Annotated in this window: 11 protein-coding genes; 8 read left to right on the top strand and 3 right to left on the bottom strand. The window is 66.7% G+C overall.

The window, feature by feature from the left end:
• The first annotated feature begins 14 nt into the window (after window positions 1-14).
• From VGV07_RS15730 to VGV07_RS15755, 6 genes are all read left to right on the top strand, one after another.
• Window positions 15-1,031, top strand: a complete 1,017-nt coding sequence (locus VGV07_RS15730; RefSeq protein WP_326869669.1) for a formamidase — start codon at window positions 15-17, stop codon at window positions 1,029-1,031.
• Window positions 1,028-1,747, top strand: a complete 720-nt coding sequence (locus VGV07_RS15735; protein WP_414649961.1) for a cysteine hydrolase family protein — start codon at window positions 1,028-1,030, stop codon at window positions 1,745-1,747. The genes VGV07_RS15730 and VGV07_RS15735 overlap by 4 nt, the downstream gene beginning before the upstream one ends.
• Window positions 1,747-3,261 carry an ABC transporter ATP-binding protein gene (locus VGV07_RS15740; protein ID WP_326869670.1) on the top strand — a complete coding sequence of 505 codons (1,515 nt, stop codon included), beginning with the start codon at window positions 1,747-1,749 and terminating at the stop codon, window positions 3,259-3,261. Before VGV07_RS15735 ends, VGV07_RS15740 begins: the two co-directional genes overlap by 1 nt.
• 330 nt (window positions 3,262-3,591) lie before the next feature.
• Window positions 3,592-4,257, top strand: coding sequence for a cysteine hydrolase (locus VGV07_RS15745; RefSeq protein WP_326869671.1), 666 nt, complete (start codon window positions 3,592-3,594; stop codon window positions 4,255-4,257).
• Complete coding sequence (hpxZ, locus tag VGV07_RS15750) at window positions 4,254-4,634, top strand: oxalurate catabolism protein HpxZ (RefSeq protein ID WP_326869672.1); 381 nt, start codon at window positions 4,254-4,256, stop codon at window positions 4,632-4,634. The genes VGV07_RS15745 and hpxZ overlap by 4 nt, the downstream gene beginning before the upstream one ends.
• Window positions 4,635-4,671: 37 nt before the next feature.
• Entirely contained in the window at window positions 4,672-5,313 is a 642-nt protein-coding gene (locus tag VGV07_RS15755; protein WP_326869673.1) for a GntR family transcriptional regulator, read from the top strand.
• Between the two features lie 192 nt (window positions 5,314-5,505).
• On the opposite strand, the gene atzF is transcribed toward VGV07_RS15755, so the two are convergent.
• Together atzF and VGV07_RS15765 are read right to left on the bottom strand one after the other, a co-directional pair.
• On the bottom strand, window positions 5,506-7,347 hold the full coding sequence (atzF, locus tag VGV07_RS15760) for an allophanate hydrolase (RefSeq protein WP_414649962.1): 1,842 nt from the start codon (window positions 7,345-7,347) through the stop codon (window positions 5,506-5,508).
• Between the two features lie 214 nt (window positions 7,348-7,561).
• Complete coding sequence (locus VGV07_RS15765; RefSeq protein WP_326869675.1) at window positions 7,562-8,443, bottom strand: SMP-30/gluconolactonase/LRE family protein; 882 nt, start codon at window positions 8,441-8,443, stop codon at window positions 7,562-7,564.
• Window positions 8,444-8,496: 53 nt separating this feature from the next.
• On the opposite strand from VGV07_RS15765, the gene VGV07_RS15770 reads away from it, so the two are divergent.
• Complete coding sequence (locus VGV07_RS15770; RefSeq protein ID WP_326869676.1) at window positions 8,497-9,507, top strand: mannonate dehydratase; 1,011 nt, start codon at window positions 8,497-8,499, stop codon at window positions 9,505-9,507.
• A 50-nt stretch (window positions 9,508-9,557) separates the two neighbouring features.
• Window positions 9,558-10,337, top strand: a complete 780-nt coding sequence (locus VGV07_RS15775; protein ID WP_326869677.1) for an NAD(P)-dependent oxidoreductase — start codon at window positions 9,558-9,560, stop codon at window positions 10,335-10,337.
• 230 nt (window positions 10,338-10,567) lie between these two features.
• Here VGV07_RS15775 and VGV07_RS15780 read toward each other — a convergent pair whose 3' ends face one another.
• Entirely contained in the window at window positions 10,568-11,863 is a 1,296-nt protein-coding gene (locus VGV07_RS15780; RefSeq protein WP_326869678.1) for an alpha/beta fold hydrolase, read from the bottom strand.
• Between the last annotated feature and the right edge of the window lie 165 nt (window positions 11,864-12,028).

Consider the following 12,028-nt stretch of genomic DNA (forward strand, 5'->3'; position numbering starts at 1 on the left):
AGTGAAACCTTGTCATGAGTGGTCTGGGCGGTCTCAACAAATCCGACAATGGGGTGGTGATCGGGCTGGTGCAGCTGCAACTGCCGGTGGTGGTGACGCCGGCCGACCTCGAGCGGCAGACGGCCCGTATCGTCGAAATGGTCGGCAAGGCGCGACGGAACCTCGGGACCATGGACCTCGTGGTATTCCCCGAATACGCGCTGCACGGGCTGTCGATGGATACCAACCCGGCGATCATGTGTTCGCTGGATGGGCCGGAGGTCGCGGCGTTCAAGGCGGCCTGCCGGGCCAACGCCATCTGGGGCTGCTTTTCCATCATGGAGCTCAATCCGGGCGGCAACCCCTACAATTCCGGCCTGATCATCGACGACCAGGGCGAGCTCAGGCTCTACTATCGCAAGCTCCACCCATGGGTGCCGGTAGAACCGTGGGAGCCGGGCGATCTCGGCATCCCGGTGATCGACGGGCCCAGAGGCTGCAAGCTGAGCCTGATCATCTGCCATGACGGGATGTTCCCCGAGATGGCGCGCGAGGCGGCCTACAAGGGCGCCGAGATCATGCTGCGCACCGCCGGCTACACCGCTCCGATCCGGCAGGCCTGGCGCTTCACCAACCAGGCGAACAGCTTTCACAACCTGATGGTGACGGCCAATGTCTGCATGTGCGGCTCGGACGGCACGTTCGACTCGATGGGCGAGGCGATGATCGTCGATTTCGACGGCAGCATTGTCGCCGAGGGCACGACCGGCCGGGCCGACGAGATCATCACCGCCGAGGTGCGCCCTGACCTGGTGCGCGAGGCACGGGCCAACTGGGGCGTCGAAAACAACATCTACCAGCTCGGCCACCGCGGCTTCACGGCCGTCGACGGTGGCGCGCAGGATTGCCCCTACACCTTCATGCGCGATCTCGTCGCCGGGCAGTACCGGCTGCCCTGGGAGGCGAGCGTGAAGGTCACTGACGGGACGCCCTCGGGCTTTGCCAAGCCGACCCGCCGTTATGGCGAAACCTTCCAGGAGGCTGCCGAATGAGCCTTGCCGATGAACGGATCGATGCTGCTGCCGTGCCCGGTGGCAGGACCATCGCCTCGACGCCCTATCCCTGGCCCTATGATGGCGACCTCCGGCCCGACAATACCGTGCTCATCGCCATCGACATGCAGACCGATTTCTGCGGGCCGGGCGGCTATGTCGACTCGATGGGCTACGACATTTCTCTGACCCGTGCGCCGATCGTGCCGTTGCAGAAGCTGTTCGCGGCGTTCCGCGGCAAGGGCTATCCGATCATCCATACCCGCGAGGGCCACAAGCCGGACCTCTCGGACCTGCCGGCCAACAAGCGCTGGCGCTCGCAGCGGATCGGCGCCGGCATCGGCGACCAGGGGCCGCAAGGGCGCATCCTGGTGCGGGGCGAGCCTGGCTGGGAGATCATCCCGGAACTGGCGCCGGAGCCGGGCGAGGCGATCATCGACAAACCGGGGAAGGGTTCGTTCGCCTCCACCGACCTCGAACTGATCCTTCGGCTCAAGGGCATCCGCAACATCGTCCTCACCGGCATCACCACCGATGTTTGCGTCCACACCACGATGCGCGAGGCCAACGATCGCGGCTTCGAATGCGTGCTGCTGGAAGATTGCTGCGCCGCCACCAAGCATGACAACCACCTCGCTGCCATCGACATGATCAAGATGCAGGGCGGGGTGTTCGGCGCCGTCTCGACCTCCGAAGCGCTGATGGAGGTGCTGTGATGGCCGCTCGCGCGCCCTCGCTCGAAGCCATCGGCATGACCAAGGTGTTCGGGCCGCTGGTGGCGCTCGACGATGTATCGATCAAGGTCGAAGCCGGCTCGTTCCATGCGCTGCTCGGCGAGAACGGGGCCGGCAAGTCGACGCTGGTCAAGTGCATCATGGGCTTTTACAGCGCCGACAAAGGGCAGGTTAAGCTCGACGGGAAGGAGGTTTCGATCCGTTCGCCCCGGGATGCGCGGGCCAACGGCATCGGCATGGTCTACCAGCAGTTTACCCTGGTGCCGTGCCTGACGGGCGCGGAAAACCTCGTGATCTCGCGGGCCGATACGCCACAGCTCATCGACTGGGCGAAAGAGAAGAAGCACCTCGACGCCTTCATGCAGCAGATGCCGTTCCGGGTGCCGATGGATACCCAGGTGTCGTCGCTGTCGGCCGGCGAAAAACAGAAGCTCGAAATCCTGAAGCTGCTCTATCTCGACCAGCGCTTCATGATCCTCGACGAACCCACCTCGGTGCTGACGCCGGGCGAGGCCGACGAGATGCTGGGGCTGCTCGGCGGGATGGCGGAGCGCAAGGAGATCACCGTGCTGATGATCTCGCACAAATTCCGCGAGGTGAAAGCCTTTTGCGATCATTTCACCGTGCTCAGGCGCGGCCGCTTCACCGGGGCGGGCGACGCCAAGACGGCGAGCGTACCCGAAATGAGCGCCATGATGATCGGCGACACGGCAATCCGGGAGCGCGCCGCGCGCCGGGCGCACGCCGAAGGCCCGGATCGGCTGGAACTGGCGGGGCTGTTCGCCGAGGACAATGACGGGCTGCCGGCGATAAAATCGGTCAACCTCAAGGTGAAAGCGGGCGAGATCGTCGGCATTGCCGGGGTATCGGGCAACGGTCAATCGGCTTTGGTCGAAGCGCTGAGCGGGCAGCGGCCGCTGTCTGATGGCGGCATCTACATCAATGGCGAGTTCTTCCGGCCCAAACGTGGCTCGTTCGACCGCTACAAGGTTTTCGGCCTGCCCGAGGAACCGCTGAAGAACGCCACCGTGCCGCGGATGAGCGTTGCCGAGAACCTGGCGTTCCGCTCGTTCGACAAGCCGCCGGTGGCGAAACTCGGCTGGTGGATGTCGCCGGGGCCGATGCGCGAGAAGGCCAAGGAACTGATCGCCAAGTATCGGGTGAAGACCCAGGGGCCGGACGCGCCGATCGAGACGCTCTCGGGCGGCAATGTGCAGCGGGCGGTGCTGGCGCGCGAACTCAGCGGCGATGTCGACGTGCTGATCGTCGCCAACCCTTGCTTCGGGCTGGATTTCGCCTCGGTGGCCGATATCCGCAGCCAGATCATGGAGCAGCGCAACCGCGGCGCGGCGGTGCTGCTGGTGAGCGAGGACCTCGACGAGATCCTGGAACTGGCCGACCGGGTGGCGGTGATGTCGGGCGGCACGATCAACTACGTGGCCCGCATCGAGGACACCGACCGCAACACCATCGGACAACACATGGCAGGACACTGAGATGGACGCTGCGACCGCGACAGGGCAGACGAAACCCCATTGGGGCACAGGCTGGCGGTGGGCAGCGCCGGGTGAGGGGGCTCCCCGCGGCAGGGCGAAGGGCCCCCTCACCAGATTGTTTGGCGGGATCGGGTTTGGGGTCGGCAGTCGGCAATCGGCAATCGGCAATCGGAGGTTGGAGGCGAATGCCTCAATGCCTGCTTCCCATTGGCTACTGCCGACTGCCTACTGCCGATTGCCGACTGCGGAGGTCGCCGCAGGCGGGGAACCCGCCGACTACCTCGTCCTCCACATCCCCTGCCGCGGCTCCTTCGTCATGGATGTCCGCCGATGATCTCCGTCCCCTCCCGCCCCTACCCATACCCGCTCGACCCCGCGCACACCGCGCTGGTGGTCATCGACATGCAGCGCGATTTCATCGAGCGCGGCGGGTTCGGGGATTCGCTCGGCAATGATGTGGCTCGGCTCGAGGCGATCATCCCGACCACGGCGGCGCTCATCGCGCTGTTCCGGGCGCAGGGCTGGCCGGTGATCCATACGCGCGAGGCGCACCAGCCCGACCTCAGCGACTGTCCGCCGGCCAAGATCCGGCGCGGCAACCCGAGCCTCAAGATCGGCGAGGCCGGCGCCATGGGGCGGCTGCTGATACGGGGCGAGCCGGGCAACCAGATCGTCGATGCGCTGGCTCCGATCGATGGCGAAATCGTCGTCGACAAACCGGGCAAGGGGATGTTCTGGGCCACGGGGCTGCATGGGCAGTTGCAGGGGCTGGGAATTAGCCATCTGGTGTTTGCGGGGGTTACCACCGAGGTGTGCGTCCAGACCTCGATGCGCGAGGCCAATGACCGCGGCTACGAATGCCTGCTGATCGAGGATGCGACGGAGAGCTACTTTGCCGAGTTCAAGGCGGCGACCCTCAAGATGATTGCGGCACAGGGCGGCATTGTCGGCTGGGTGACACCGTTTGCGACGCTGGAAGCGGCGGTGCTGGCATGATGGTCAACGATCCCTCGGTGGTCGCCGAAGTGGCAGCGGTGTTCGCACGCTACGAGGCAGCTTTGGTCGCCAATGACCTGGCGGTGCTGGACGAGCTGTTTCTCGATAGCGAGCTGACCATCCGTTACGGCATTGCTGAAAACCTCTATGGCAGCGCGGCGATCCGCGAGTTCCGGCGGCTGCGACCGTTGGCGGGGCCGGGCCGGCACCTGGTCCAGACGGTGATTACCAGCTACGGCAGCGACACCGCCGTGGTCTCGACGCTGTTTCACAATGACAGCGCGCCGGGCAAGGTCGGGCGGCAGATGCAGACGTGGATACGGATGCCGGATGGCTGGCGCGTCGCCGCGGCGCATGTCAGCGTCATCGACGACTAAAGCGCTTTCAAGGAAAGCGCGAGGACTAGAGGGGACTATGCTGAAACGCACCTCCGGCGAGGAGATTCGCCGAGTGCTGGCCAGCCGCATCATAGCCGGCGAGCTCGAACCGGGCACGCCGCTCGATGAGACGTTGCTGGCCGGCGAGTTCGCGGTGTCACGCACCCCGGTACGCGAGGCGCTGCGGCTGCTGGCGGCCAGCGGGCTGGTGGATCAGAAGCCGCATGCCCGCGCCCTCGTGGCGAAGCCGGCGCCGGATGAACTCGCCGGGATGTTCGAGGTGATGGGCTATCTCGAAGCGCTGTGCGCCGGGCTCTGCGCCCAGATGATGACGGCGGCCGAGCGCGAGGCGCTCGATGCCCAGCATGCCGAAATGGCCGGCATCGTGCGAGCGGGCGACGCCACCGGTTATGCCGAGGCGAACGATGCGTTCCACACGGCGATCTACGAGGGGGCGCATAACGGCTATCTCAGCGAGATCACCATCTCGACCCGGCAGCGGCTGCAGCCGTTCCGGCGCGCCCAGTTCGCCGCCCGTGGTCGTCTCCAGCAATCGCATGCCGAGCACGGGTTGATCGTCGAAGCGATATTGCGCGGCGACCGCGGTGAAGCGGAAGCGGCGATGCGCCGGCACATCGCGATTGTCGGCGATGCCTATGGGCGGCTGGCGCAGGGGTAGTGGGGCGGGGATCGCCCATAAACAGCCACTGGGCTCTCCGTGGTCCTCCACCGTGAAACGGGGGAGGGGGACCAGCGAAGCTGGTGGAGGGGGCGGCCACACACACCGGCGCATCCTGCCGCCCCCTCCACCGCCTCCGGCGGTCCCCCTCCCCCGCTGCGCGGTGGAGGACCACTGAGAAGCCGGTGATCGCTAAGCCAGCACCTTCGCTGCGAGAAACTTCCGCCAGCCACCGAATTCCGAGATGTCCCGCGCATTCCCGACCGCCTCGGCTTCCACGAGGAAGCCCTTGGCCGTGGTGCCATCGGCAAACCGCAGCGTGCCCACGCCAAGCGGCGCGGGGATCTTTGCGACGAACGCGCCGAACCCCGCGGCGTCGAGCGACCACACTTCGGTAGCGATCGCTGCCCCCGTGCCATCGCCAACGCGCAGCAGGCCGGGTTTGGGCGGGACGGTGCCGGGGAGGGCGAAGAGGCGATAGTCGCGGGTCGTATCGGCCTCGCGCACGAAGCTGCCACCGAGGGCGGTCAGCTCGCCATTGAGCGGCAGGCCGGAGAGGTGGGCGCCGACCACGGCGATCTCGATGCGCTCTGCTGCAGCTCGCAACGGCGTGCTCAACACCTCCCCCGTCAGCGCGGCGCCGATACCGGCGAGGTAGCCGTCGCTGTTGGCCTTGCCGATCAGCGTCAGGCTGCCGCGCAAGCCGTCGGAGCGAGTGCCGGTGGGCACCGACAGCGCCGCGAGATCGAGCAGGTTGACGAAGTTGGTATAGCTGCCGAGGTTGGAGTTGAGGGTGATCGGGTCGGCGGCGAGTTCCGCCACGGTATAGGCGCGCGGCACGGTCGGAACGGCGAGACAATCGAGGCTGGAGAGCAGGGGCGCCACGTCGCGCTTCAGGTCCATCAGCCGGTAGGTGGCCTCGAAGGCGGAGACGGCGGTGAGGCCGCGGGCGCCTTCGATGATCCTGCGGGTCACCGGATGGAAGGAGCCCGGGCTGGCTTCCAGCAGGGTCCTGGTGGCGGCGTAGCGCTCGGCCACCCAGGGGCCTTCGTAGAGCAGCCGGGCGACGGCGTGCAGCGGCTCGAAATCGACCTCGACGATCTCGGCGCCGAGCGCCTCGAGACGCTGGAGATCCTCGGCATAGGAGGCTTCGGCAGCGGTATCACCGAAGAACTTGCGCTGCGCGTCAAGCGGCACGCCGACCCGCAGGCGCGGCGGCATCGCCGACAGCGTGGGCGCCGGCAGTTGCCGCGAATAGGCATCGGCGGCGTCAAAGGCTGCGGCGACCGTGCTGACGCGGAAGGCAGTATCGACATCGCCGGCAAAAACCGAGATGGTGTCGAGCGTGCGGCAGGCCGGCACCATGCCCGAGGCCGAGAACAGGCCGAGGCTGGGCTTCAGCCCGACAATGCCGTTCATCCCCGCCGGGATGCGGCCCGAACCGGCGGTATCGGTGCCGAGCGCGAAATCGACGATGCCGGCGGCTACGGCGACGGCCGAGCCGGAGCTCGAGCCGCCCGGCACCAGGTCGGCGCGCTGCACATTGCGCGGCACGCCATAGGGTGAGCGTACGCCGACGAGGCCGGTGGCGAACTGATCGAGATTGGTCTTGCCCAGGACGATAGCGCCGGCCGCTTCGAGGCGCGCCACGACGAAGGCCGAGCGCTCCGGCGTATAGGCGAAATCGGGGCAGGCGGCGGTGGTCGGGAGGCCGGCCGCATCGATATTGTCTTTGACGGCGAAGATCAGTCCGTAGAGCGGCTTGTCTGTCGGGCCGGCGGCTTCAAGCGCCGCGGCTTCGTCCAGCAGCGCCACTTCGGATTTGAGGCTGATGAAGGTGGCGGGGTCGTCGTAGGCTTTGAGCGCCGCGAGGGCCTGGCGTACGGCGGTGACGGGAGAAATCTGCAAGGCTCGGCCCTCTGTGGTGGTCGAGCTGATTATGCACAGACTCGCTCGGTGGCCTATCGAGATGTGTGCATTGAGGGTCGATATGCAGAAAAATTGTGCAAGTGTGGTGTTGGTGTAGGAAGTGATGAGGGAGTGGGCAGGTGGGGAGGACACGCCGGCGGTGCCGCAACGCCCCCTCGCCCCTCTGGGGAGAGGGCGGGGGTGAGGGGCGCCAAGCGCTCAGATCTTGCATCAGGATGGCTTGATGCAGCTGCTCATCTGGTGTGCTTGGCGCCCCTCACCCTGACCCTCTCCCCAGAGGGGCGAGGGGACGACGGGGCGCCGCCGGATGCGTAAACCGCTAGTCCGCGAACCTGCTGACCGATACACCCCTCGTCCCACTCGGCACGCTCACCATGGCGCCGCAGAGCGGCCATTTCGCCAGATCCTCCGCCGAGACCCCCGCACTGAGGCTGGGGACATAGAGGGTGCTGAGGTCGGGGCCGCCGAAGCAGGGCATGGTGGGGCGGTAGTTCGGCAGGTCGACCGTGCGCAGGAGCTTGCCCTCGGGGGAGAAGCAGTTGAGACGGCTGGCGGAGGCGCCGCCGGACCAGTAATTGCCGTCCATATCGCAGGCGCCGCCATCGGGGCGGCCGGTCAATTCGTCGAGGTCGAGCCAGCGGCGGCGGTTGGTCGCCGCGCCGGTCGCAGGGTCGAAATCGTAGATGTCGACCCAGATGCCGCGGGAGTCCGAGTGGTACATGCGGGTGCCCGAGGGGTTCCAGGCGAGGCCGTTGGAAATGCGGAAATTCTCGGTGATCGCCTTGAGGCCGCCATCGGGGGCGACGCGGTAGAGCACGCCGGCCGGATCGGCGGCGCCGCTCGCATCCATCGAGCCGACCCAGAAGGCGCCGTCGGGGCCGACCTTGCCGTCGTTGAGCCGCATCTCAGGCTTCTTGTGGGTGACCGATGCCAGCAATTCGCGGCTGCCGTCGCGCGGATCGAACAGGATCACCGTGCTTTTGAGCGCCACCACCAGCCTGCCGGAGCGGCAGAGGCCAAGGGCGCCGACCGGCTCGCCCATCTCCCAGTGTTGCCGCGCGCCGCTAGCGGGGTCGAGGCGGTAGATGAGGCCGGGGGTGATATCGACCCACCAGAGCAGGTTCGCCCGTTCGTCCCAGACCGGGCTCTCGCCGATGTCGCAGCGATCGGCATCGACGACGGTGATGATGGGTGCAGTCATCTCAGGAATCTATCATACTGGTTTGCCAAAGTCATAGTACAGGAGGGGATGACATGTATGTAGGCACGCAGCTCGGCGGCGATCAGTTCGCCAAGGTGGGCGACCGCTATCTCAGGCAACTGGCGCAGCTCGGGGTCAAGCATGTGTGCATCGACCCGGTCGGCGACCCCTGGCAGTGGGATCGCGATATCCTGATGCGGCATGCCGAGCATGTCGCGAGCTTCGGCCTCGTCCTCGACATGGTGCAGTTGCCGCTGCCCTCCTCGGGCATCGAGCGCAACCACCAGGCGCCGGGGATCGTGCTCGGCAGGCCGGGCGAGCGCGACCGCGAGATCGATGGCATCTGCCGGATCATCGAGGCCCTGGCGGAAGCCGGCATCGGCGCCGCCAAGTACAATTTCAACGTGCTGGGCATTCCGCGCACGGTGTCGGAAACCGGCCGCGGCGGGCAGAAGCTCTCGACCTGGCGCGCCAACGAGGCGACCGATGGCGAGACGCTGACCATTGCCGGCAAGGTGAGCTCCGAAGAATTCTGGGGCCGCATCGAGTATTTCCTCGAGCGCGTCGTGCCGGTGGCCACGGCCAGCAAGGTGCGGCTCGCCTGCCACCCGCATGACCCGATGACCCCGCCGGGCTATCGCGGTTTCGAAAGCCGGGTGCTGTCGAGCGTCGAGGGGCTGATGCGGTTCGTGCAGACCTGCGAGAGCCCGTATCACGGCCTCAATTTCTGCCAGGGCACGGTGGCCGAGGGGATGGAGAACCCGCGGGCCGAGATCGGCGAGGTGATCCGCTGGTTCGGCAGCCGCAAGAAGATCTTCAACGTGCACTTCCGCAACATCAAGGGCGGCCGCTACTCGTTCACCGAGGAGTTCCCCGACAATGGCGACATGGACATGCCGGCGGCGCTGAAGATCTACCACGAGGTCGGCTATGACGGCATGATCATGCCCGACCATGTGCCGCATATCGATGCCGACAACTCGATGGAAACCGCCTTCGCCTTCTGCTTCGGCTATATCATCGCGCTGTTCCAGGCCAATGGCTGGGATCCGTACGGCGCCTGATGAGGAAGGCACCCGGGCGCTCCGGGCTGCGCTGAAGTGGTAGAAGTGTGATGCCGAAGACTCTGCTCACCGGCGCCTCCGGGCGGCTCGGCAGCCATCTGCGCGCTGCGTTCGCACGGGCGGGCCGGCCATTGCTGGCGACTGACCTCGTATCCCCCGCCGACGCTGGCGAGGTGGTGCTGGCCGACCTTGCCGACCGCGTGGCGGTGGACGCGTTGATGCGCGACGACGTCGAGGCGGTGGTGCATTTCGGCGGCATGGCCAACGAGGCAGCGTGGCAGACCATTCTCGATGCCAATATCGCCGGCACCTACAATGTGTTCGAGGCGGCGCGGCAGGCCGGGGTGAAGCGGGTGATCTACGCCTCATCCTACCATGTGCTGGGGATGCATCCGGTGAGTGTGGCGCCACTCGACCGGCATGCCGAGGTGCGACCGGATTCGCTCTATGCGGTGAGCAAGCTGTTCGGCGAAAACCTCAGCCGGCTCTACCACGACAAGTTCGGCATCGCGTGCCTGAACATGAGGATCTGCGCGGCGAACAACCCGGGCTCGCAGCGCGACCTGAAGCTCTGGTGCCACCCTGATGATCTCGCCGGGCTGGTGTTTGCCGGGCTCGATGCACCGGAGCTGGGCTATCGGACGGTGTTCGCGATCTCGGACAATGCGGGGGCGTGGTACGTCAACGACCCGGACCAGACGCTGGGGTGGAAGCCGGAGCATTCATCGGCGGAGTTGCCGGCGCCAGCAGGGGGATGGCCGCTGCCGGAGCCGAAGATGGCGGGGCTACAGGGCGGTGGGTTCGCGGTGCGCGGGCATTTTGAGGATTGAGGGTGGGCTTGCGCTGGCGTCTCCATCGCTTCTCCCCTCAGGGGAGAAGGTGGCGCGTAGCGCCGGATGAGGGGTGAAGCGGCGCCATACGCGCTCGCTGAGAAGCTGAACCCCTCACCCAGCTACGGTACGTCGCTTCGCTCCTACCTGCGCTACCCTCTCCCCTCAGGGGCGAGGGGACGGGTGTGGCGCCGGCCGTGATATCCGCCTGACTGCACGCCTCGGTTCCTTTACCCCCTCACCGGCCCGCCCACTTCTTTCACCATCTCCACCAGCCGCTTGAACACATTGCCGCTCTGGCGGATGCCGTCGTGTTCGTATTCGTTGGTGACCCAGTGCTGGAGATTGCCGACTTCGGCGGCCGTCTCGAGCGACAGGCCGGCGTCGACATAGAGATCGTCATAGTAGACCACGGCGCTCACCGGCACCTCGTTCTGCGCGAGGCGAGCGGGATCATAGAGCGCCGAATAGGTTTCGCGCGCTGCCAGAGCATCGACGCCCGATCTGAACGGGCGGAGCGAGCGGATGTCCTCGAACATCCAGGGGTACATCATCTCGCCGGTGAACAGCAGCGGGCGGGCTGCAGGGTCGAACTCGGGATGCAGAGCGCGCACCCGCTCGGCCGCCCAGTTGGTGGCGCCGGCCAGGTGGCCATAGATGCTCTCCTGCAGCGCCGCGAAGAGCGGGCCGGTGTCGTAGCTGGTGAGGCTCATGACGCTGAACAGGAAATGGTCGGACAGCCGGCCGGGGGCGGAGAAGGCCTCGTCGATCAGCCAGTGGACGTTCTCGTGGCCCGGCGCCATGCCCAGGTCGATGCCGATGGTTTGCAGCCGCTTGACGGTCAGCCGGTCGCCATCGGGCAGGCGCACGTCATTGCCGGCGAGGTGGTCCGCAATGGCGGCGACGCGGGCGACGTCGTCGGGGTAGCGCTTGTAGTAGAGCCGGGTCTTTGCCGCGGCGCGCGGATAGGTGCGGCGGTAGACCTCGTCGGCCGAGGGACGGAGGCTGGCGAGGCCACCGGCGACGTAGCAGGCGGCGAGCGCTTCGGGGTAGCGCGACAGATAGGTGAGGGTGAGGAAGCCGCCATAGCTCTGGCCGAGCGATTCCCAGCGCTTGCCGGCGAACAGGGTTTTGCGGGCGTGCTCGAAATCGTCGACGATCGAGTCGGCGCGGAAGTGACTGAGGTAGTCGGCGGCGGCCTCGGCATCGGCGAACTGCGCCATGGTGGCGGCTTCGATGCGGGTGGAGCGGCCGGTGCCGCGCTGGTCGGGCAGGATGACGCGATGCGTCTTCAGCGCCTCGGCCAGCCAGGACGGGCTGCCCTTGGTCGGGCGCGGTGACTTGCCGCCCGGGCCACCCTGCAGGAACACCAGGAGCGGCAGGTCGTCATGGCGTTTTGTCGGGTCGACCACTTCGCGCAGGAACAGCTCGATGGTCTGGCCCTCGGGCTTGGTCCAGTCGAGCGGCACCGGCAGCAGGTGATCGCGGATCAGCATGCCGGGGATGGTGTATTCGGCGACGGGCATTCTCAAAAAATCCTTCACATCCTCTGGCCGTTTTCACCGGCGATCCAACACGCTCGATGTCATCCCTGCGAAAGCAGGGACCCAACTATCCACCGGCGCGGGCTGCGCAATGGGTCCCTGCTTTCGCAGGGATGACAGCCGGTGGGTGGGCGGCGTTGTGCCCAA

It is taken from the genome of Devosia sp. (genome assembly GCF_035944845.1).
Classification (GTDB): domain Bacteria; phylum Pseudomonadota; class Alphaproteobacteria; order Rhizobiales; family Devosiaceae; genus Devosia_A.

What these genes read in the sequence shown, in the direction of transcription:
- VGV07_RS15730 (WP_326869669.1), top strand. Translation starts at nt 15, where the DNA reads ATGAGTGGTCTGGGCGGTCTCAACAAATCCGACAATGGGGTGGTGATC.
- VGV07_RS15735 (WP_414649961.1), top strand. Translation starts at nt 1,028, where the DNA reads ATGAGCCTTGCCGATGAACGGATCGATGCTGCTGCCGTGCCCGGTGGC.
- VGV07_RS15740 (WP_326869670.1), top strand. Translation starts at nt 1,747, where the DNA reads ATGGCCGCTCGCGCGCCCTCGCTCGAAGCCATCGGCATGACCAAGGTG.
- VGV07_RS15745 (WP_326869671.1), top strand. Translation starts at nt 3,592, where the DNA reads ATGATCTCCGTCCCCTCCCGCCCCTACCCATACCCGCTCGACCCCGCG.
- hpxZ (WP_326869672.1), top strand. Translation starts at nt 4,254, where the DNA reads ATGATGGTCAACGATCCCTCGGTGGTCGCCGAAGTGGCAGCGGTGTTC.
- VGV07_RS15755 (WP_326869673.1), top strand. Translation starts at nt 4,672, where the DNA reads ATGCTGAAACGCACCTCCGGCGAGGAGATTCGCCGAGTGCTGGCCAGC.
- VGV07_RS15765 (WP_326869675.1), bottom strand. Translation starts at nt 8,443, where the DNA reads ATGACTGCACCCATCATCACCGTCGTCGATGCCGATCGCTGCGACATC.
- VGV07_RS15770 (WP_326869676.1), top strand. Translation starts at nt 8,497, where the DNA reads ATGTATGTAGGCACGCAGCTCGGCGGCGATCAGTTCGCCAAGGTGGGC.
- VGV07_RS15775 (WP_326869677.1), top strand. Translation starts at nt 9,558, where the DNA reads ATGCCGAAGACTCTGCTCACCGGCGCCTCCGGGCGGCTCGGCAGCCAT.
- VGV07_RS15780 (WP_326869678.1), bottom strand. Translation starts at nt 11,863, where the DNA reads ATGCCCGTCGCCGAATACACCATCCCCGGCATGCTGATCCGCGATCAC.